This window comes from Pseudomonas sp. PA-1-6B (assembly GCF_021609545.1).
Lineage (GTDB): Bacteria > Pseudomonadota > Gammaproteobacteria > Pseudomonadales > Pseudomonadaceae > Aquipseudomonas > Aquipseudomonas fluorescens_BV.
Map to the genome: position 1 here is coordinate 12,717 of NZ_WJZM01000053.1, position 19,689 is coordinate 32,405.

Annotated in this window: 20 protein-coding genes; 11 read left to right on the top strand and 9 right to left on the bottom strand. The window is 61.3% G+C overall.

Going from position 1 to position 19,689, the window contains the following annotated elements:
- Nucleotides 1-8 precede the first annotated feature (8 nt).
- From GIV35_RS21385 to gshB, 7 genes are all read right to left on the bottom strand, one after another.
- A complete protein-coding gene (locus GIV35_RS21385; RefSeq protein ID WP_089041474.1) occupies nt 9-1,280 on the bottom strand; it encodes a dihydroorotase in 1,272 nt (423 codons plus the stop codon).
- A complete protein-coding gene (locus GIV35_RS21390) occupies nt 1,277-2,281 on the bottom strand; it encodes an aspartate carbamoyltransferase catalytic subunit (RefSeq protein ID WP_236264539.1) in 1,005 nt (334 codons plus the stop codon). The genes GIV35_RS21385 and GIV35_RS21390 overlap by 4 nt, the downstream gene beginning before the upstream one ends.
- A gap of 24 nt (nt 2,282-2,305) precedes the next feature.
- On the bottom strand, nt 2,306-2,812 hold the full coding sequence (gene pyrR, locus GIV35_RS21395; protein WP_198715570.1) for a bifunctional pyr operon transcriptional regulator/uracil phosphoribosyltransferase PyrR: 507 nt from the start codon (nt 2,810-2,812) through the stop codon (nt 2,306-2,308).
- Between the two features lie 132 nt (nt 2,813-2,944).
- Nucleotides 2,945-3,382 carry a Holliday junction resolvase RuvX gene (gene ruvX, locus GIV35_RS21400; protein WP_105228851.1) on the bottom strand — a complete coding sequence of 146 codons (438 nt, stop codon included), beginning with the start codon at nt 3,380-3,382 and terminating at the stop codon, nt 2,945-2,947.
- Nucleotides 3,382-3,951, bottom strand: a complete 570-nt coding sequence (locus GIV35_RS21405; protein WP_060763957.1) for a YqgE/AlgH family protein — start codon at nt 3,949-3,951, stop codon at nt 3,382-3,384. Before GIV35_RS21405 ends, ruvX begins: the two co-directional genes overlap by 1 nt.
- Before the next feature lie 82 nt (nt 3,952-4,033).
- Nucleotides 4,034-4,939 carry an energy transducer TonB gene (locus tag GIV35_RS21410; RefSeq protein ID WP_034128937.1) on the bottom strand — a complete coding sequence of 302 codons (906 nt, stop codon included), beginning with the start codon at nt 4,937-4,939 and terminating at the stop codon, nt 4,034-4,036.
- Between the two features lie 77 nt (nt 4,940-5,016).
- Nucleotides 5,017-5,970: a glutathione synthase gene (gene gshB / locus GIV35_RS21415; RefSeq protein ID WP_034128936.1), complete on the bottom strand. Its 954-nt coding sequence runs from the start codon at nt 5,968-5,970 to the stop codon at nt 5,017-5,019.
- Nucleotides 5,971-6,208: 238 nt separating this feature from the next.
- On the opposite strand from gshB, the gene pilG reads away from it, so the two are divergent.
- The 9 genes from pilG (at nt 6,209) to GIV35_RS21460 (ending at nt 17,496) form a co-directional block, all read left to right on the top strand.
- Nucleotides 6,209-6,616, top strand: a complete 408-nt coding sequence (pilG, locus tag GIV35_RS21420) for a twitching motility response regulator PilG (RefSeq protein WP_014720321.1) — start codon at nt 6,209-6,211, stop codon at nt 6,614-6,616.
- A gap of 46 nt (nt 6,617-6,662) precedes the next feature.
- Nucleotides 6,663-7,028 (top strand): twitching motility response regulator PilH, encoded by a 366-nt coding sequence (gene pilH, locus GIV35_RS21425; protein WP_014720320.1) that lies wholly within the window; start codon nt 6,663-6,665, stop codon nt 7,026-7,028.
- Nucleotides 7,029-7,039: 11 nt separating this feature from the next.
- Nucleotides 7,040-7,564: a chemotaxis protein CheW gene (locus GIV35_RS21430; protein ID WP_105228850.1), complete on the top strand. Its 525-nt coding sequence runs from the start codon at nt 7,040-7,042 to the stop codon at nt 7,562-7,564.
- Nucleotides 7,561-9,612 carry a methyl-accepting chemotaxis protein gene (locus tag GIV35_RS21435; RefSeq protein ID WP_105228849.1) on the top strand — a complete coding sequence of 684 codons (2,052 nt, stop codon included), beginning with the start codon at nt 7,561-7,563 and terminating at the stop codon, nt 9,610-9,612. Before GIV35_RS21430 ends, GIV35_RS21435 begins: the two co-directional genes overlap by 4 nt.
- A 175-nt stretch (nt 9,613-9,787) precedes the next feature.
- Nucleotides 9,788-15,607 (top strand): Hpt domain-containing protein, encoded by a 5,820-nt coding sequence (locus GIV35_RS21440; RefSeq protein ID WP_223023081.1) that lies wholly within the window; start codon nt 9,788-9,790, stop codon nt 15,605-15,607.
- Complete coding sequence (locus GIV35_RS21445; RefSeq protein WP_003195048.1) at nt 15,600-16,055, top strand: chemotaxis protein CheW; 456 nt, start codon at nt 15,600-15,602, stop codon at nt 16,053-16,055. Before GIV35_RS21440 ends, GIV35_RS21445 begins: the two co-directional genes overlap by 8 nt.
- A 288-nt stretch (nt 16,056-16,343) precedes the next feature.
- Nucleotides 16,344-16,727 (top strand): polymorphic toxin type 44 domain-containing protein, encoded by a 384-nt coding sequence (locus tag GIV35_RS21450; protein ID WP_223024654.1) that lies wholly within the window; start codon nt 16,344-16,346, stop codon nt 16,725-16,727.
- The gene (locus GIV35_RS21455) at nt 16,705-17,124 is read left to right on the top strand and encodes a hypothetical protein (protein WP_223024653.1); all 420 of its coding nucleotides are present in this window, start codon (nt 16,705-16,707) and stop codon (nt 17,122-17,124) included. The genes GIV35_RS21450 and GIV35_RS21455 overlap by 23 nt, the downstream gene beginning before the upstream one ends.
- A 195-nt stretch (nt 17,125-17,319) precedes the next feature.
- Entirely contained in the window at nt 17,320-17,496 is a 177-nt protein-coding gene (locus GIV35_RS21460) for a DUF6124 family protein (protein ID WP_219848556.1), read from the top strand.
- A gap of 115 nt (nt 17,497-17,611) precedes the next feature.
- On the opposite strand, the gene GIV35_RS21465 is transcribed toward GIV35_RS21460, so the two are convergent.
- Entirely contained in the window at nt 17,612-17,899 is a 288-nt protein-coding gene (locus GIV35_RS21465) for a HigA family addiction module antitoxin (protein ID WP_020301914.1), read from the bottom strand.
- Between the two features lie 14 nt (nt 17,900-17,913).
- The gene (locus GIV35_RS21470; RefSeq protein ID WP_056783018.1) at nt 17,914-18,192 is read right to left on the bottom strand and encodes a type II toxin-antitoxin system RelE/ParE family toxin; all 279 of its coding nucleotides are present in this window, start codon (nt 18,190-18,192) and stop codon (nt 17,914-17,916) included.
- A gap of 377 nt (nt 18,193-18,569) precedes the next feature.
- Between GIV35_RS21470 and GIV35_RS21475 the strand changes: the two genes are divergently transcribed.
- Together GIV35_RS21475 and GIV35_RS21480 are read left to right on the top strand one after the other, a co-directional pair.
- Nucleotides 18,570-18,806 (top strand): DUF6124 family protein, encoded by a 237-nt coding sequence (locus tag GIV35_RS21475; RefSeq protein ID WP_105228845.1) that lies wholly within the window; start codon nt 18,570-18,572, stop codon nt 18,804-18,806.
- Between the two features lie 151 nt (nt 18,807-18,957).
- Nucleotides 18,958-19,686, top strand: coding sequence for a hypothetical protein (locus tag GIV35_RS21480; protein ID WP_200647938.1), 729 nt, complete (start codon nt 18,958-18,960; stop codon nt 19,684-19,686).
- The last annotated feature ends 3 nt before the right edge of the window (nt 19,687-19,689 follow it).

Sequence of the window (19,689 nt, forward strand, 5' to 3'; positions counted from 1 at the left end):
GCGAGCTATCAAGCCTGGTAGCTGATCCGCCCATCCATCAAGGTATACCGCACCGTCGCCGGCAGGCTGTGGCCGATGAACGGGCAGTTTTCGCCCTTGGACAACCAACGCTCACCAGCCACCGTCGAGCTTGCCAGGTCGAACAGCACCAAGTCCGCCGGTGAACCCACCGCCAACTGGCCCGCCGGCAAGCGCAGGGCCTCGGCCGGGCCGGCGCTCAGGCGTGCCAGCAGTGTCGGCAGGTCCAGCAAGCCGTCTTCCACCAGCGTCATCGCCAGTGGCAACAACAACTCCACGCTGCTGATGCCTGGCTCGGTCGCGCCAAACGGTGCCAGCTTGGCGTCTCGCTCGTGAGGTTGGTGATGGCTGGAAATCGCCGACACCACACCCGACTTCACCGCCGCACGCAAACCGTCACGGTCAGCCTTGGTGCGCAGCGGGGGCTGTACGTGGTACAGGCTGGAGAAGTCGATCAGCGCCTCATCCGTCAGGATCAATTGGTACAGGGCGACATCCGCGGTGACCCGCAAGCCGCGGGCCTGGGCCTGGGCGATCAGAGCCACGCCCCGGGCGCTGGTCAACTGGCTGAAATGCGCACGCACGCCGCTTTGTTCCACCAGCAACAGGTCACGAGCGAGAGCCACGGTTTCTGCTGTTTCCGGAATGCCCGGCAGGCCGAGGAAGCTGGCCACTGCGCCTTCGTGGGCCAGGCCGCCTTCGGCCAGGTCGCGATCCTGGGAATGGAAGATCACCGTCAAGTCGAAGGTGGCCGCGTATTCCAGGGCGCGGCACAAGGTGCGCGTGCTGCGAAAGCTTTCCAGGCCGTTGCCGAAGGCCACGCAACCGGCGTCACGCAGAGCGATCAATTCGGCGAGTTGTTCGCCATCCAGGCCCTTGCTCAAGGCACCAATGGGAAACACTTTGCAGTTGCCGGCTTCGCGGGCGCGGTCGAGGATCAGCTCGGTCACGGCCGACGTGTCCAGCACCGGCTTGGTATTGGGCGGGCAACACAGGCTGGTCACGCCACCGGCTGCCGCGGCCTGGGTTTCGCTGGCGATATTGCCTTTGCGGCTGTAGCCCGGTTCACGCAGGGCGACATTCAGGTCCACCAGCCCAGGCGCGGCCACCAGGCCCTTGGCATCGATGCTCTGGCCGGCGTTGAAGCCTGCGGGGGCGGCGCCCATGGCGACGATCTTGCCGGCGTCCAGGTGTAGATCGGTAACTTGGTCCAGGCCACTGGCCGGGTCGATGACTCGGGCGCCGAGAATGCTGAGCTTCACTGGGCCTGCTCCTGCTCGAATTGACGTTGCGCGGTTTGCCCGCTCATGGCCATGGACAGCACGGCCATGCGCACGGCGATGCCGTAGGTCACTTGGTTGAGAATCACCGACTGCGGGCCATCGGCCACCGCCGACTCAATTTCCACGCCGCGGTTGATCGGCCCCGGGTGCATCACGATTGCATCCGGCTTGGCGATGGCCAGGCGTGCGGTGGTCAGGCCGAACAGGCGGTAGAACTCACCTTCGCTGGGCAACAAGCCCCCGGCCATGCGCTCGCGTTGCAGGCGCAGCATGATCACTACGTCCACATCCTTGAGGCCCTCGGCCATGTCGGTGTAGACCTTCACGCCATACTGTTCGATGCCGATTGGCAACAGGGTCTTGGGCGCGATCACGCGGATATCCGGGCAACCCAGGGCCTTGAGAGCCAGCATGTTCGAACGCGCCACCCGCGAATGCAGGATGTCGCCGACGATGGCTACCGAGAGGTTTTCAAAGCTGCCCTTGTGCCGACGAATGGTGAGCATGTCGAGCATGCCCTGGGTCGGGTGTGCGTGACGGCCGTCGCCGCCATTGATGATCGCCACGTTCGGGCACACATGCTCGGCGATGAAATGCGCAGCGCCGGAGTCGCCGTGGCGTACCACGAACATGTCGGCTGCCATGGCTTCCAGGTTGCGCAGGGTATCGAGCAGGGTTTCGCCCTTGCTCGCCGACGAGGTGGACACGTTCAACGTGATCACATCGGCCGACAGCCGCTGGGCCGCCAGTTCAAAGGTGGTGCGGGTGCGGGTGGAGTTCTCGAAGAACACGTTGCAGATGGTTTTACCGCGCAACAGCGGGACTTTCTTCACTGCCCGGCCACCGACTTCCAGGAACGAGTCGGCGGTGTCGAGGATCTCGGTGAGCAACTCGCGGGGCAAACCGTCGAGGGACAAGAAGTGTTGCAACTGGCCCTGAGCATTGAGCTGCAGCGGGCGCTTGGCATCTAGAGGCGTCATCGCGGGGACTCTTTACAAGGCGGTTTAAAGGACAAGGTCTTGCAGTTCGAGTTCGAGCGGCGTAGGACCGGACAATTTTACCCGCTGCTGGGGGGCAAGCGACAGGGTCGCGCCTACGACGTCCGGGCTGATCGGCAGTTCGCCGGCATCCAGGTCCAGCAGGCACACCAGGGTCACGCTGGCCGGGCGGCCATAGTCGAACAGTTCGTTCATGGCGGCGCGGATGGTGCGGCCGCTCATCAGCACGTCGTCGATCAGTACCAGGTGCTGGCCTTCGATCTCGAAGGGCAGGGCCGAAGGGCGCACTTGTGGATGCAGGCCGTTCTGGCTGAAATCGTCGCGGTAGAAGGACACATCCAGGGTGCCCAGGGGCGAATCGCTGCCCAGTGCTTCCAGCAATGCCTGGGCTACCCACACGCCACCGGTGCGTATGCCGATAAAACGCGGTTCGCTGATGGCACGGTGTTCCAGGTGCGCCTTGAGGCGTATCGCCATCTGGCTGATCAGTTCGGCAGGGTTCGGCAAGCTCATGGTGGCTCCTTATCAAGTATGTAGGAGCGAGCTTGCCCGCGAAAAACTCATGGGCACCGCGTTCATCCAGCCTTATCGCGGTATCGTTAACGTTCTTCGCGGGCAAGCCCGCTCCCACAGGATCGCGGCGGGTCAGGATTCAAATAAAGCGGTGTTTTCATCCAGCCAGCCCTGCAACAGCAAGGCCGCGGCGATGGCGTCTACCGGGTTGTCGCGGTAACTGCCCTTTTGCCCGCCACGGTCGCGGCGCTCCCCCTTGGCTTCGAAGGTGGTGAGGCGTTCGTCGTGGGTATAGAAGGGCAGGTTGTAGCGGCCATTGAGGCGGCGCGCGAATTTCTCGGCGCGCAGGCACATGTCACTGGGGGTGCCATCCATGTTCAGGGGCAGGCCGACCACCACCGCGTCAGGCTTCCACTCTTTAATCAGGGCTTCGACCTGGCTCCAGTCCGGCACGCCGTTCTGGGCCTTGAGGGTGCACAGCTCGCGGGCCTGGCCGGTGATGACCTGGCCAACCGCTACGCCGATCTGTTTGGTGCCGTAGTCAAAACCGAGGATCAGACGCAAGGCCATCAGGCGTGCCCCGCCTGGCTGGTCAGCAGGCTGAGGTTGACCCGCAGCTTGGCTGCTGCCGCTTCCAGGCGCAGTTCGCTGGCGGTGTTGAACAGGATGTCAGCGTCGAACGGGCAGGTCAGCCAGGCATTGCTGGCCAGTTCGGCCTCCAGTTGCCCGGCTTCCCAACCGGCGTAGCCCAGGGTGATCACACTTTGCTCAGGGCCGACGCCGTCGGCGATGGCGAACAGCACGTCCTGGGATGTGGACAGTGACACCCCCTCAAGGTCTACCGTGGCCTGAAACGTCGGCCCGGTGGGGTGCAGCACAAAACCGCGATCGGTCTGCACCGGCCCGCCGATGTAGATCGGTACGCCCTGGCAACGCGCCGGCGGGTCGATTTCCGGGCGCAGTTGCTCAAGGATATCGGCCAGGTTCAGCTCCTGCGGGCGGTTGACCACCAACCCCATGGCACCATTGGCCGTGTGCTCGACGATGTAGGTCAAGGTCTGCGCAAAGTTCGGGTCGGCCATATGGGGCATGGCGATCAGGAATTGGTGCTTGAGGTAGGTCGGGCTGACGTTTTTCATGTCCGCTAGTGTGGCGTTGGAGGGACGAACTGACAAGTGCGGGCGCGAGCCTGGTCGCGGAGCGTGGGAACGATCTGTGCGATCAGTTGCTGGACAACCGGTCGCCCTTGGCGAACCGCCAGGTGCGGATGATTTCCAGGCGGTCCACGTCGCTCAAGTCGCCGCTGAACGGCGCAAAGGGCGCGGCCAGGCGCACGATGCGTTGCGCAGCCTGGTCCAGCAGCGGCTGGCCGGAGGACTCCAGCACCTGCACCTCATACAGCGAGCCGTCACGGTTGATCGACACCAGCAAGCGCAAATTGCCATAAATCTGTTGGCGCCGCGCCTCGTCCGGGTAATTGAGGTTGCCGATGCGTTCGACCTTCTTGCGCCACTCGTCCTTATACCAGGCACCTTTATCGCGCATGGTTGAGGCGGCGTTCAGGCGGTAGATGCGCGGGCGCTTGGCATAAAGCTGTTGCTCGTGGGCCAGTTCGGCTTCCAGGCTGGAAATTTCGTCGGATAACGTCGAACTGTCGAACGTCGGCGCAGGTTTCACTGGCTCGGGCTTGGGTTCGGTCTTGGCCTTTTCGCGCTGGGTCGGGGCTTTTTGTGGTTTGGGCGCGACAGTGGTCACCGCAGCCTTGGGCGTGGCCTGCCTGACCTCAGGCTTGGGCGCTGGCGGCGGAGTGACCTTCTTGACCTGGTTGTCGTGGAAGGGCGCTACCTCGGTGGTCTTGGGCACTGCTTTCTTGTCGAGGGTGCCGCTGCCCTGTTGGTTGTCCTGGGCGAGAAAGTCAGCCTTTTCGGGCTTCTTTTCGCTCTTGAACGTGGCGAGAGTGATTTCCAGGGTCTTGGTGATCTGCTTGGGTTCGACCAGGGTGAACCCCACACCCAGGAGCAGGGCGAGATGAATCAAGGCAGCGAGAAACAGGGTAAAACCGAGACGATCGGCCGGGCGCACGCCGCTGGGGGAGAATTCGGGGGGCAGATCGGACGGGAGTGTCATGACAAGAAAACCAACATCGCGCGTTTCACAGGTGGCGCATGATAACGCAATGTTGGTAGGTGTCCGGCTGTTCTATGTCACTTGGCTTGTAGCTTGCGTTCAATGGCGGCCATCAGCATTTCGCCGATGTTCGTGCCAAATGCGTTGTCGATCTCGCGAATACAGGTCGGGCTGGTGACGTTGATTTCAGTGAGGTTCTCGCCAATTACGTCTAATCCGACAAATAGCAGACCTTTTTCCCGCAGGGTTGGACCGACTTGAGCGGCAATCCAGCGGTCTTTTTCTGATAACGGCCGCGCTTCACCGCGACCACCGGCCGCCAGGTTGCCACGGGTCTCGCCGGCTGCCGGGATGCGCGCCAGGCAATAATCCACCGGCTCGCCGTCAATCATCAGGATACGCTTGTCGCCATCCTTGATCGCCGGCAGGTAGGCCTGGCCCATGATCTGCTGGGTGCCCAGGGCGGTCAGGGTTTCGAGGATCACCGACAGGTTCGGGTCGCCGGCGCGGTGACGGAAGATCGAGGTGCCACCCATGCCGTCCAGAGGCTTGAGGATCACGTCGCCATGCTTGGCGGCGAATTCACGCAGTACATCGGCGCGGCGGCTGACCACGGTCGGTGGCGTGCACTGCGGGAACAGGGTGGCGAACAGTTTTTCATTACAGTCGCGCAGGCTTTGCGGCTTGTTGACGATCAACACGCCTGCACGTTCGGCCTGCTCCAGCAGGTAGGTGGAGTACACAAATTCCATGTCGAACGGCGGATCCTTGCGCATCAGGATCACGTCGAGGTCGCTCAGCGGGCTGTCGATTTCGTCAGAAAGCTCGAACCACTTCTCGGGGTTGGCAAACACCTGCAGCGGGCGCATGCGTGCGCGGGCCTCGCCGTCACCCTGGTAAAGGTCGCGCTGCTCCATATAGAACAAGGTCCAGCCGCGGGCCTGGGCGGCCAGGAGCATGGCCAGCGAACTGTCCTTTTTATAGGAAATGCTGGCGATAGGGTCCATGACAATGCCGACGCGAACGCTCATGGGGATTTCCTCTAGCAAATTGGGGCGCATAAAAGTGGCGTCAGAGTGGCGCTGCGGCTGTTGTGGGTCAAGGAAAAACCACTGGGCGGGTGCCTCGATAGATTGCGTCAGGAGACTGTGCTAAAAAGGCTGGCACGGCGCAGCAGCCCTTGAATTCCAAGGCTTGCGGCGTTCATCCTGTGCAACATCAGGCAGTACACACCGAAAACCGATTCGCTGTGGCGATGGTAGAGCAGATATGGAACAGCATTCCAACGCCTTGAAGGTGATGGTGATCGACGATTCGAAAACGATCCGCCGCACCGCCGAGACGCTGTTGAAGAACATGGGGTGCGAGGTCATCACGGCGATCGACGGTTTCGACGCCCTGGCCCGTATTGTCGATCATCACCCGCACATTATCTTCGTCGACATCATGATGCCGCGCCTGGACGGCTACCAGACCTGCGCCCTGGTGAAGAACAACCCGGCGTTCAAGTCGATCCCGGTGATCATGTTGTCTTCCAAGGACGGCCTGTTCGACAAGGCCAAGGGGCGCATCGTGGGTGTCGATCAATTTTTGACCAAGCCTTTCAGCAAGGAAGAACTGCTGGGGGCGATCAAGGCCTATGTGCCTGGGTTCGCCGCAGTAGAACAAGCACACTGACGCCGCCTCACGAGGGCCGGCGCCGACCAATGTAGCGGGGAAAACCATGGCACGTGTTCTGATCGTCGACGATTCGCCGACCGAAATGTACAAACTCACCGGCATGCTGGAAAAGCATGGCCACCAGGTGCTCAAGGCCGAAAACGGCGCGGACGGCGTGGCCCTGGCCCGCCAGGAAAAGCCCGACGCGGTGCTGATGGATATCGTGATGCCCGGCCTCAACGGCTTCCAGGCCACGCGCCAGTTGTCCAAGGAGCCGGAAACCAACGGTATCCCGATCATCATTATCACCACCAAGGACCAGGAAACCGACAAGATCTGGGGCGCACGCCAGGGCGCCAAGGACTACCTGACCAAGCCTGTGGATGAAGAAACCCTGATTGCCACCCTGAACAAGGTGCTGGCCGGCTAAGGCTTGCGATCATGACCGAGTCGCAAACCGCCTTCGAGCTGCTGCTGGACATCGACCGCCGCTGCCGCTTGCTGGCCGCGGACCTGCCGTCCCAGGAAACGCGCCTGCAACGCTGGAGCGGCATCGCTTTCCGCATAGGGCCAAACGCCTACGTGGCGCCCATGGGCGAAGTCGCCGAGGTGTTGCATGAGCCACGTTGCACCTTGATGCCGGGGGTCAAGCCCTGGGTCAAGGGCGTGGCCAACCTGCGCGGGCGCTTGCTGCCGGTGATGGACCTGGGCGGTTTCCTGGGCCTTGAGTTGTCCAGGGCGCGCAAGCAACGGCGGGTGCTGGTGGTGGAGTTCAACGACCTGTTTGTCGGGCTGCTGGTAGATGAGGTGGTAGGCATGCAGCATTTCCCATTGGATGCCTGGGTGGCGAGCGCTGCCTCGAGCGCGCCGTTTATTCAGGGCCAGTTCGACGGCGACCCGCCGTGGCACGTCTTCAGCCCCTTCGCCCTGGCCCAGGCCCCTGGCTTCATGGATGTTGCCGCATGAGCACCGCTACCACGCCCAAACCCCAGGCCGCTTCACGCAGCCGTTCGCAGATCATCGTGCTGTTTATCGCCTTGATCGTGTTCATCATGCTGCTGTTCGCCAACTTCGCGTACCTCAACACCCAGTCCACCTACGATAAGCAGTACATCGGCCACGCCGGTGAGCTGCGCGTGCTGTCCCAGCGCATTGCCAAGAACGCCACCGAGGCCGCTGCCGGGAAAGCGGCGGCGTTCAAGCTGCTGGGCGATGCACGCAACGATTTTGCCCAACGCTGGGGCTACCTGAAAAAAGGTGACCCGCAAACCGGCTTGCCGGCGGCGCCCAGTGCGGTGCGCGCCGAAATGCGGGCGGTGCAGACCGACTGGGAGGCGCTGCTGAAAAACACCGACGCCATCCTGGCCAGCGAGCAGACCGTGTTGTCGTTGCACCAGGTGGCGGCGACCCTGGCCGAAACCGTGCCGCAACTGCAAATGGAGTCGGAAAAGGTCGTCGATATCCTGCTGCAACGCGGCGCTCCGGCCAGCCAGGTGGCGTTGGCCCAGCGCCAGTCGCTGCTGGCCGAACGTATCCTGGGGGCGGTCAACACGGTGCTGGCGGGGGATGAAACCGCCGTGCAGGCCGCCGATGCCTTCGGTCGCGATGCCAACCGTTTTGGCGTGGTGCTCAATGGCATGCTCAACGGCAACCCGGGGCTGCGTATCACCCAGGTTGAAGACCCGGACGCTCGGGCGCGGCTGGCGGACATCGCCGAGCTGTTCGAATTTGTCTCCGGCTCCGTGGATGAAATTCTCGAGACCTCGCCGCAGTTGTTCCAGGTGCGCGCCTCGGCGAGCAATATTTTCAACCTGTCGCAAACCCTGCTCGATGAAGCCTCGCACCTGGCCACGGGTTTTGAAAACCTCGCCAGCGGGCGCAGCTTCGACACCATCGGCGGTTACGTGCTGGGCTTGCTGGCGCTGGCCTCGATCATCCTGATCGGCCTGGTCATGGTGCGCGAGACCAACCGCCAACTGCATGAAACCGCGCAGAAGAACGAGCGCAACCAGAACGCGATCATGCGCCTGCTGGATGAAATCGAAGACCTGGCTGACGGCGACCTCACCGTCACCGCCTCGGTCACCGAAGACTTCACCGGCACCATCGCAGACTCCATCAACTATTCCGTGGATCAACTGCGCGACCTGGTCGCCACCATCAACCTCACTGCCGGGCAGGTCGCCGGTGCGGTGCAGGACACCCAGGCCACCGCCATGCACCTGGCCCAGGCGTCGGAGCATCAGGCCCAGCAGATTGCCGAAGCGTCCACGGCGATCAATCAGATGGCGCAGTCCATCGACCAGGTGTCGGCCAACGCGGCCGAATCCTCGGCGGTAGCTGAACGCTCGGTAGAGATCGCCAACAAAGGCAACGAGGTGGTGCACAACACCATCCACGGCATGGACAACATTCGCGAGCAGATCCAGGACACCGCCAAGCGCATCAAGCGTTTGGGCGAATCGTCCCAGGAAATTGGCGACATCATCAGCCTGATCGACGACATCGCCGACCAGACCAACATCCTCGCTCTCAACGCCGCGATCCAGGCCAGCATGGCCGGTGACGCCGGGCGCGGTTTTGCGGTGGTGGCCGATGAAGTGCAACGGTTGGCCGAACGCTCCTCGGCGGCCACCCGGCAGATCGAAACCCTGGTGCGCACCATTCAGGCTGACACCAACGAAGCGGTGATTTCCATGGAGCAGACCACCACCGAAGTGGTGCGCGGCGCACGCCTGGCCCAGGACGCCGGGGTGGCGCTGGAAGAGATCGAAGGCGTGTCCAAAACCCTGGCAGCGCTGATCCAGAGTATTTCCAACGCGGCGCAGCAACAGACCTCATCGGCGGGGCAGATTTCCCTGACCATGAACGTGATCCAGCAGATCACCACCCAGACGTCGTCGGGTTCCACCGCCACCGCAGAAAGCATTGGTAACCTGGCGAAGATGGCCAGCCAGTTGCGCAGGTCGGTATCGGGTTTTACCTTGCCGCCGCCCAAGCAGGTCGATGATTGAAATACGACCTGAAGAACACCACAGTCCAACTATGGCAGCTGGCTTGCCTGCGATAGCGGTCTGTCAGATACAGATAAGTTGCTGACCCACCGCTATCGCAGGCAAGCCAGCTCCCCCATTGGTTCTCCATTGTTTGTGAGATACCAGCAACTCATGAATTCTAAGCGGAGCAGTTATGGTTGATCGGCACGACTATGTGGCCCTCGAATGGGTCAAGGGCGATATTGCCGAAACCCTGAAGCAGGCCCGGTCGGCCCTGGACGCGTACGTTGAAACCCATGACGACGACGCTCTAAGCGAATGCCTGGCCGGTATTCATCAGGTACATGGCGCGCTGCAAATAGTCGAGTTCTACGGCGCGGCGCTGCTGGCCGAAGAGATCGAGGAACTGGCCCTTGCGCTACAGGCCGGGCAAGTTGGCCAACGCGATGAAAGTATCCGCCTGCTGCAACAAGCCCTCGGCCAACTGCCGCTGTACCTCGACCGCGTGCACAGTGCCCGCCGCGACTTGCCGCTGGTGGTGCTACCGCTGCTCAACGACCTGCGCAGCGCCCGTGGTGAAAGCCTGCTATCGGAAACCAGCCTGTTCAGCCCGCAACTGCTATCGATCGAACCGTTGCCTGAGCAAGCCCTGGCCCAACGGGCCACGCCGGATCTGCATGAGCAGTTGCGCCAATGGCGCCACCTGCTGCAACAAGCCCTCGCCGGGTTGCTGCGTGAAGACCACGGCCCCAGCAACCTGGAAGACATGGCGCGGGTGTTCGCACGCCTTGAAGCGCTATGCCAGGGTGCGCCGCTGCTGCCTTTGTGGCAGGTCACCTCGGCGTTGGTCGAAGGCATGCTCACCGGCGTGGTCGCCAACAGCCCGGCGCTGCGCAGCCTGCTCAAGGCCAGCGACAAGCAACTCAAGCGCTTGCTGGTTCAAGGCATCAATGGCATCAACCAGCCGGCACCGGATGAGTTGCTCAAGAGCCTGTTGTTCTACGTCGCCAAAGTCACCCGGCCGACGCCGCGCATGCAGAGCCTGAAGGAACGCTACGGCTTGGACGAAGCCTTGCCCGACAGCGCCGTGGTCGACGCTGAACGTGCACGGCTGGCCGGGCCGGATCGCAATGCCATGGGCTCGGTACTCGGGGCGTTGTGTGAGGAACTGGTGCGGGTCAAGGAACGCCTGGATCTGTTCGTGCGCAGTGATCGGCAGCACACCCAGGACCTCGAGCCGTTGCTGGCGCCGTTGCGGCAGATCGCCGATACCCTCGCGGTGCTGGGTTTCGGCCAGCCGCGCAAAGTGATCATCGACCAACTCGCCGTGGTGTTGAGCCTGGTCCAGGGGCAGCGCGAACCCAATGACGCGGTGTTGATGGATGTGGCCGGCGCGTTGCTGTATGTCGAAGCGACGTTGGCCGGGATGATCGGCACCGTCGAACCGCAAAGCCGTGAAGACAGCCGCTTGCCCACCACCGACCTGACCCAGATCCATCAGTTGGTGATTCGTGAGTCGTGCCAGTGCCTGCGCCAAGCCAAGGAGCTGGTGATCGACTGCATTGAGGCTGATTGGGATCGTCAGCGCCTGGAGTCCTTGCCCGAGCTACTGAGCCAGGTGCGTGGTGCCCTGGCGATGATTCCCTTGCCGCGTGCGGCGAGCCTGATGCGCGGTTGCACCGATTACGTCGACGAGCAATTGATGATCAACGAGGCCGCCCCTTCGGCGACACAACTGGCGCATTTCGCCGAGGTGGTCAGCAGCCTGGAGTACTACCTCGAGCGCATGCTTCAAGACCCTGACGCGGCAGGGGAAAAAGTGCTGGAGTTGGCCACCCAGGGCTTGAATGCATTGGGCTACCTGCCGGTGGAAAAACCCTGGCGGCAGGCCCTGGCTGCGCCCGAGGGGGCGCTGTCCACCGAGGCTGCGCCAAACCAATCCCAGTTCGATGCCTTGGCCAGCCCTGCATCACGTCTCAACCCTCCAGCCTTGCAGCGTCCCGGTAGCCTGTTGCCGCCGCCGGCCGGTGAAGAACCGATTGACGATGAACTGCGCGAAGTCTTCCTGGAAGAAACCGATGAAGTCCTCGACGTGTTGCATCGCTACCTGCCCGACAGCGCGGACAAAGCCGCCCAGGGCGAAATGCGCCGGGCTTTCCATACCCTCAAGGGCAGCGGCCGCATGGTGCGCGCCCTGGTGCTGGCCGAGCTGGCCTGGGCCGTGGAGAACCTGCTCAATCGCGTGCTGGAACGCAGTGTAGTCCTTGGCCCTGAGGTGCGGCAGGTGTTGGATGAGGCCGTGGCCCTGCTGCCGGAGCTGATCGCCGATTTCGCCAGCGACGACCAGCGCCAGCGCGATGAAGTCGACGCCTTGGCCGCCCGTGCCCATGCCCTGGCCAGTGGCGCTGCAACGTCGACCACCGAGCCCCATGACCCAATGCTGCTGGAGATCTTCCGCAACGAAGCCCTGGGCCATCTGGACAGCCTCGACCACTTCCTGCAACAGGCCGCCGAGCAGGTGCCGCTGCAGGTCAGCGATGAACTGCAGCGCGCCTTGCACACCCTCAAGGGCAGCGCCTACATGGCCGGCGTGTTGCCCATCGCCGAACTGGCGCGCCCGCTGGATCACCTCACCCGTGAGTACAAGGCCCACCGCGTGCCGCTGGACAAGGACGAAGTGGCGTTGTTGCTTGAGGCACAAGGGCTGTTCCAGCGCGGGGTGCGTGACCTGGACAACAATCCCCTGGCGCCGATCCACGGCGCGGCCAGCGTGATCAGCCGCACCCAACACCTGCTGGAGCATCAACTGGCCGCCTTGCTCGACGCGCCCACGGCCGGCCTGCGCGTCAAGCGTGACCCGCACTTGATCACCAACTTCCTGGCCCAGGGCATGGACATCCTGCTCGACGCCGAAAGCCTGCTGCGCCGCTGGCAGCAACACCCCGGCGACCGTCAGGAACTCACGGCGTTGCTGGACGAACTGACCACCCTGGGCGAGGGCGCGCACCTTGCCGACCTGCATCCTATCGACGCGTTGTGCGAAGCCTTGCTCGACCTGTATGGCGCGGTGGAAGAAAGCAGCCTGGCGGTCAGCGCCCGGTTCTTCCACGAGGCCGAACAGGCCCATGACGCGCTGATCAACATGCTCGACCAGTTGGCCGCCGGTCAGGAAATCAGCCCCGCGCCCGCACGTCTGCAGGCGTTGCGCGAGTTGCTGGACGAAGCCTTGGACCCGTCCGCCACGGGCCTGATCAAAAGCGACGGCAGCCGCACCCTGAGTATCTCCGAGTTGGGCGCGGCCACCGCGCAACTGGATCACGCCACCGCGATGGACGACGAGATTGTCGAGATCTTCCTTGAGGAGGCCGTAGACATCCTCGACAGCGCCGGCCAGTCGCTCAAGCGCTGGTTACTGGAGCCGGACAGCGCTGCGCCCTTGTCCTCGTTGCAGCGGGATCTGCACACCCTCAAGGGTGGTGCGCGCATGGCCGAAATCGACTCGGTGGGCGACTTGGCCCATGAGCTCGAATGCGTTTATGAGGGGCTGGTAGACCGCCGATACAGCTATTCCGTCGAGCTGTCCCAGGCACTGATGGCCAGCCACGAACGCTTGGCCCAACAATTGGAAGAGCTGCAACAACAGCACCCCCTGAGTGACGGTGCCGAACTGATCGAAAGGCTGCGGCAATTGCGCCAGGCCAGCAGCCCGGCAGCGCCGGCTGCGGTGGCGCCAGCCTCGGGTGCCGACCCGGAATTGCTGGATATATTCCTCGAAGAAGCCGCCGATATCCTCGACAGCTCAGGCAGCGCGCTTTTGCGCTGGCAAGACGAGCCGGGCAATCGCCAGGAAGTGGAAACCCTACTGCGTGACCTGCACACCCTCAAGGGTGGTGCACGCATGGTCGAGATCGGGCCGATCGGCGATCTGGCCCATGAGCTGGAATTTCTTTACGAAGGGCTTTCCGCCGGTTTGCTCGCGCCGACCCCTGAGTTGTTCGCACTGCTGCAAGGTTGCCATGATCGCCTGGCGCAAATGATCGACGCCGTGGCCGAGGGATTGCCGGTGGGTTCGGTGGATAAACTCATCGAGCGCATCAAGAGCCTGGTGCACCCCAGTGATGAGCCGGTCACACCGGTGGCGCTGCCGGCGGGCAAGGCCGAAGCGGTCGCCGATCCGGCTGCCGACATGGTGAAAATCTCTGCCGACTTGCTCGATGACCTGGTCAACCTGGCCGGCGAAACTTCGATCTTCCGTGGGCGTATCGAGCAGCAAGTCAAGGATGCGCGCATTGCCTTGAGTGAGATGGAAACCACCATCGAGCGCATGCGCGACCAATTGCGCCGGCTCGACAGCGAAACCCAGGGCCGCCTCTTGAGCCGCCAGCAAGCCGAGGCTGAACGCCTGGGCTACGAAGAGTTCGACCCGCTGGAAATGGACCGCCACTCGCAGCTGCAACAGCTGGCCCGTGCGCTGTCCGAATCTGCCTCCGACCTGCTCGATCTCAAGGACACCCTTGAGCGCCGCAACCAGGATGCCCACAACCTGCTGCAGCAACAGGCACGCATCAACACCGAATTGCAGGAAGGCCTGATGCGCACGCGCATGGTGCCTTTCGAGCGCATGTTGCCACGCCTCAAGCGCATCGTGCGGCAAGTGGCGGGCGAGTTGGGCAAGGACGTGGAGTTTATCGTCGGCAATGCCGAAGGCGAGATGGACCGCAATGTGCTGGAACGCATGGCGGCCCCCTTGGAGCATATGCTGCGCAACGCCGTCGACCACGGCCTGGAGTCCCGCGAAGTGCGGCTGGCTGCGGGTAAACCGGAAAAGGGCCGCATCACCCTGGACCTGACCCACGAAGGCGGCGACATCGTCTTCGACATGCGTGACGACGGCGCGGGTGTGCCCCTCGAAGCGGTGCGACGCAAGGCGATCAAGCGCGGCCTGCTCGCGCCCCATCAAGAGATCAGCGACCGTGACGTGTTGCAGTTCATCCTGCAGCCGGGCTTTTCCACTGCCGAAAAAATCACCCAGATTTCCGGGCGCGGCGTGGGCATGGACGTGGTGCATGAAGAAGTGCGCCAGCTCGGCGGCTCCATGGTGATCGACTCGACGCCGGGCATGGGCGTGCATTTTCGCATTCGCCTGCCGTTTACCGTGTCGGTCAATCGTGCGCTGATGGTGCACTGCGCGGACGAACAATACGCGATCCCCCTCAACACCATCGAAGGCCTGGTGCGCGTGCTGCCCCACGAATTGGCGGGGCACTACCAGCACGACCCGGCGCACTATGAATATGGCGGCCAGCGCTACGAGTTGTTCTACCTCGGCGACCTGCTGCACACCGCCAGCCGCCCGAAACTGCTGGGCCAGTACCAGCCTGTCCCGGTGCTGCTGGTGCATTGCAATGAACGCCGCGTGGCGGTGCACGTGGATGCCATGGCCGGTACCCGCGAGATCGTGGTCAAGGGCCTGGGGCCGCAATTCTCCGGGGTGCAGGGCGTGACCGGCGCGACCATCCTGGGCGACGGCCATGTGGTGCTGATCATCGACCTGCTGGCGCACATCCGCGCTCGGCAACCGGCCTTGCCGGCCCAGGCAGTGGATGCGCCGCTGATCCTCAACGACCCACTGAAAAAACGCCCGCTGCTGGTGCTGGTGGTGGACGACTCGGTCACCGTGCGCAAAGTCACCAGCCGCCTGCTGGAGCGCAACGGCATGAACGTGCTCACCGCCAAGGACGGTATCGACGCCCTCGCCATCCTGGAAGAACACACCCCGGACCTGATGCTGCTCGACATCGAAATGCCGCGCATGGACGGCTTCGAAGTGGCCATTCAGATACGCAACGACCCGCGCCTGATGCGCTTGCCGATCATCATGATCACCTCACGCACCGGCCAGAAACACCGCGACCGCGCCATGGCCATTGGCGTCAACGACTACCTCGGCAAGCCGTACCAAGAGTCGGTGCTGCTGGAAAGCATCGCTTATTGGAGCAAGTCCCATGCTTGAACACCGCACCAGCCAGCTCACCGGCCTGCTACTGCCCCTGGCCGACCGCCACCTGGTGCTGCCCAACGTTGCCGTGGCCGAACTGATCGACTTCCAGCGCGGCGAACCGGCCAGCGATGCGCCGCCGTGGTATCTGCGGCAAGTGACCTGGCGCGATCGGCAGATTCCGTTGATCAGCTTTGAGGCGGCCTGCGGTGAAGCCAGCATGACGGGAGAACGCTCACGCATCGTGGTGTTGAATGCACTGGGCGGGCGACCGACGTTGAAGTTCATTGCCCTGGTGATCCAGGGTATTCCCCGCTCGTACAAGCTCGACAGCGAATTGAGCTACGTGGACGTCCCCCTGTGCCCGCTGGAACTGGCGGCGGTGCAAGTGGGGGAGCAGGTGGCGAAGGTGCCGGATTTGATGGGGCTTGAAGCGTTGTTGGTAGAGTCCGGCCTGGCCTGATCCTGAGCCCTATGACGATCAAATGTGGGAGCTGGCTTGCCTGCGATAGCGGCCTGTCAGTCAACATCTCTGCAACTGACCCATCGTTATCGCAGGCAAGCTGCTCCCACACTGAGCTGCGCTCATCTCCAGGTCTCAATCAATCCACGCAGAGCGTGCAAATAATCGATGAGTGTCGGAATAGGATGGAGTTGCTGTAGGCGAGTTCTGAATTTGGAATAGGCGGGTTTTCAGGCCGCAGTGGAGTGGCTAGTTTCTGCACTCCTCACTGCCAGCAAGGACTCGCAAATGGCCGTACCGTTAATGCCGCCCGGTGTTTCAATTCTTGAAAACATGGCGATATCCCAATCCAAACGCATTCATCTCAAGCCCGGCTCGGCATTCGCTTATTCCTGGTTTTACTCCCAGGTTCGTGCGGCCGGCCCTTGGAATTACAAGAAGCAGGGGCGTCAGTACGAAGCTTTTGGTAACTTCAATTACGGTGCCACAGGCACGGTGCTGGGCATTCCCGAAAATGTGTTGCTGCGAGCCGCCGGTGTGGCTCAAACCGTCGTCAGAACGACTCGTCCGGATTTTGGATCATGGTGGGGCGGTGAGCCTTTTGGCGATGACCCACGGGACCAATATTGGATAAGAAGAGGTATCGAATATGCCATTTCGCAAGGCCACTAAGCGCCTCATACCTGTTCTGCGTACTTGCCTGCTTGTGATCTGCCTGCTCTATATCGGCGGCAGTTGGGTCCTGTCGCCCGGAACACCGGACCTGGATGAAGTGGTGTTGAAGCATTCCCTGGGCAACGGTATGTCGATCTATGGTGCGCGAGATGCCCAAGGTGGCGCGACGGTGGGGTTTTCCTACAGGTACTACGTGCATAAGGATTTGGGAAGTGATCAGGAAATACTCAGCGCATTAGTGTCGGCACCTGCTTTTCTCAAAACAAAAGAGCCGGATGTTCAAGTCAATAATGAGGGTGGTGCCCTGCATCTGGTTATTCAGGGAGAAGTGTATGAGTACCACAGTTATGCGCTGGAGGGCCTTGGGAAGGTCAGGGTGATGATGGTGTTGTGATGGGCCGGCGCTCAGATTTTTCCTGCAAGCGGGCCTTTTTTATGCCTGCCGTACTCGTTATGACAGCTGTGCGTGGGAGAATCTTCGGAATCTGCCGGGGTCCGATATGCCCGGTCTTGCACACCTGCGCACGGCTGCCACCTTATCTGCGTGCAAGCGGAAGAGGGCAGCCTCCATCACATATCGGAGCTGTAAATCATGGTCAATGCCAGCGAAACCCTGTCCTCGCTCAATGCGCTCACCTGCAACCTGGCCTTCGACCTGGACACTTCCCAGCGCGCCATCATGCTGGGGGTCCAGCAAATGGCAGAGTTGGGGCAGTTGTTGGTCGATAGAGCGCTGGAGCAAGTCAGCCCGTCGCCAGCAACTTGAAACGGTCCCAAAAAGGGGCTGATCGTTCCCTCTTTGGGACCGCTATCTAACCAACACCACCGACCAATGTGGGAGTAGGCAAGCTCCCACAACGAGCTACGCGCATCTCTAGGTCTCAATCAATCCGCGCAAACCGTTCAATCACTGGCTGCTCCCGGTGCTCGGCCTGCCATAAGTCATAAGCACTTTGCATCGACAACCATAACTGGGCGGTACTCACGCCCGCGCGCTCCAACCGAACGGCAAGATCCGGGCTGACCGGGGCGTGGCCATGCAAGATCCTTGAAAAAGTCTCACGGGCGAAACCCAGGCGTCTCGCCATCTCGGTGATGGTGATGCCCAAGGCAGGGATCACATCTTCAAGCAGGATCTCACCTGGGTGAGGTGGATTGTGCATACCCATATCAATGCCTCTACTCAGTGGTAGTCAAGATAGTCGACTAGTTCGACCTGATCGTCGAACATCCGAAAAATAATGCGCCAGTTACCACTTATGCTGACGGACCAGTAGTCAAGCAGGTCGCCCTTCAAACGATGGAAGCGCCAGCCGGGCAGGTCCAGTGCATCAGGGTGCTCGGCTTTGTCCAGAATGAGCAGAACGCGGCGCAAGCGCTTTGCATGATTTGCGTTGATGCCTCTGGTTGAACCGGTCTCATAGAAGGCCCTGAGTCCCTTATGTTTCCAGCTAACGATCATGGCATGATTGTGATGTGATGCATCACACTCTGCAATGGCCTTGCATCGGGTTTAACGGTCGGATTCATGATGTCTGCCCGTGGCACGATTCGGATGGAAAAGGCTAGAGAGGCGAGTTCCGAGCAACAACCTGAAAAGCCTGTCGGAGCATTCTTTGCTGCCTATCGGAAGGATGATGGTGGAGGTGGACTTAGGATTTTTCCCGCAAGATTTTGGGCTATGCATGAACTTGTGGCGAGAGGTCCGCACGCCTAGTCTTCGCTCCGTCATCGCAAAAAACGGTGACACGGACGTGCAAGTCCGAGAAACCTGTTTAGGCGCACAAGACGCCTAGAACCAAAGGCGTTCCTTAATGAGACATTCAGGAACCGCATACCATGTCGAACTCCTCCTCATCCAACCTCTTCACCGTAAACCCGCACCAAGACACCGAAACCCTGCTGGTCAACGCCAGCGAAACCCTGTCCTCCCTCAACGCACTCACCTGCAACCTGGCCTTCGACCTAGACACTTCCCAGCGCGCCATCATGCTGGGGATCCAGCAATTGGTAGAGTTGGGGCAGTTGTTGGTTGATAGAGCGCTGGAGCAAGTCAGCCCGTCGCCAGCAACTTGAAACGGTCCCAAAAAGTGACTGATCGTTCCCTCTTTGGGACCGCTATCTAATCAACACCACCGACCAATGTTGGAGCAGGCAAGCCAGCTTCTACATCAAGCTTTATGTGCTACGGCCGATAAGGAGGATTCAGTTTTAGGGATGGAGTGATGTGGGCGTGATGGAATTTCTTGGCGCAGTAGGCAACAGTTTTTCATTTCTCTACAACATGGTTACCGGCGCTTTGATCTTATGGGGCCTGACAGTGACCGCAACAGCGTCCGCAGTCAGGTCATTGGCTGAGGGGCGTGGTGCGCTATGGGGGGCCATGATTTCGACTGTAGGTGCAGTGATCATCCTACTGCTGATCCAGTTGATCGGTGTTCCCGAAGACACAATTAACGTTTTAAACAACTTCATCATCATGACCCTTGGAGGGCTGGGGTCCGGTCTGCTAGCTGTTGCACTCGTGACCAAGCCGAACGCGGTCGAGGCGTTGAAATTCAAACTGGCGTTGTTCAACATTCTTGATTACGCCTTTGTCTGGTTGGGGCTGTCCTCTCTGTCCATGATTTTTCTTTTCCTTATTTCGAAGCTCTCCGGTCGCATAGTGGCAACTGATCATGCGCTTGGCATCATGCTTATTACCTTCCTGTTCACCTTTTTGAGCATTGTGCTGCTTGAGTGCCGTAACAAATTCGCTAAATGGGAAGAGTCGGTCGGACTGGGTCTATTCCTTTTACTACTTGTGCTCTTGGTGCTCTATACAGGGACGCTCGCCTCGGTATGGTCCAAGGCACCGGGTTGGATACTGACGTTAAATAGTCTGGTGGCTTGCTCGATAGTGAGCACATCAATGTATTACCGCAGGCGTGGTGCTGCACCGTTACTCCAGCCGTAACGA

Bases quoted from the DNA above. Each gene is read 5' to 3' on its own strand.
- GIV35_RS21390 (WP_236264539.1), bottom strand. From the start codon at position 2,281: ATGACGCCTCTAGATGCCAAGCGCCCGCTGCAGCTCAATGCTCAGGGC.
- pyrR (WP_198715570.1), bottom strand. From the start codon at position 2,812: ATGAGCTTGCCGAACCCTGCCGAACTGATCAGCCAGATGGCGATACGC.
- ruvX (WP_105228851.1), bottom strand. From the start codon at position 3,382: ATGGCCTTGCGTCTGATCCTCGGTTTTGACTACGGCACCAAACAGATC.
- GIV35_RS21405 (WP_060763957.1), bottom strand. From the start codon at position 3,951: ATGAAAAACGTCAGCCCGACCTACCTCAAGCACCAATTCCTGATCGCC.
- GIV35_RS21410 (WP_034128937.1), bottom strand. From the start codon at position 4,939: ATGACACTCCCGTCCGATCTGCCCCCCGAATTCTCCCCCAGCGGCGTG.
- gshB (WP_034128936.1), bottom strand. From the start codon at position 5,970: ATGAGCGTTCGCGTCGGCATTGTCATGGACCCTATCGCCAGCATTTCC.
- pilG (WP_014720321.1), top strand. From the start codon at position 6,209: ATGGAACAGCATTCCAACGCCTTGAAGGTGATGGTGATCGACGATTCG.
- pilH (WP_014720320.1), top strand. From the start codon at position 6,663: ATGGCACGTGTTCTGATCGTCGACGATTCGCCGACCGAAATGTACAAA.
- GIV35_RS21430 (WP_105228850.1), top strand. From the start codon at position 7,040: ATGACCGAGTCGCAAACCGCCTTCGAGCTGCTGCTGGACATCGACCGC.
- GIV35_RS21435 (WP_105228849.1), top strand. From the start codon at position 7,561: ATGAGCACCGCTACCACGCCCAAACCCCAGGCCGCTTCACGCAGCCGT.
- GIV35_RS21440 (WP_223023081.1), top strand. From the start codon at position 9,788: ATGGTTGATCGGCACGACTATGTGGCCCTCGAATGGGTCAAGGGCGAT.
- GIV35_RS21445 (WP_003195048.1), top strand. From the start codon at position 15,600: ATGCTTGAACACCGCACCAGCCAGCTCACCGGCCTGCTACTGCCCCTG.
- GIV35_RS21450 (WP_223024654.1), top strand. From the start codon at position 16,344: ATGGCCGTACCGTTAATGCCGCCCGGTGTTTCAATTCTTGAAAACATG.
- GIV35_RS21455 (WP_223024653.1), top strand. From the start codon at position 16,705: ATGCCATTTCGCAAGGCCACTAAGCGCCTCATACCTGTTCTGCGTACT.
- GIV35_RS21465 (WP_020301914.1), bottom strand. From the start codon at position 17,899: ATGGGTATGCACAATCCACCTCACCCAGGTGAGATCCTGCTTGAAGAT.
- GIV35_RS21470 (WP_056783018.1), bottom strand. From the start codon at position 18,192: ATGATCGTTAGCTGGAAACATAAGGGACTCAGGGCCTTCTATGAGACC.
- GIV35_RS21475 (WP_105228845.1), top strand. From the start codon at position 18,570: ATGTCGAACTCCTCCTCATCCAACCTCTTCACCGTAAACCCGCACCAA.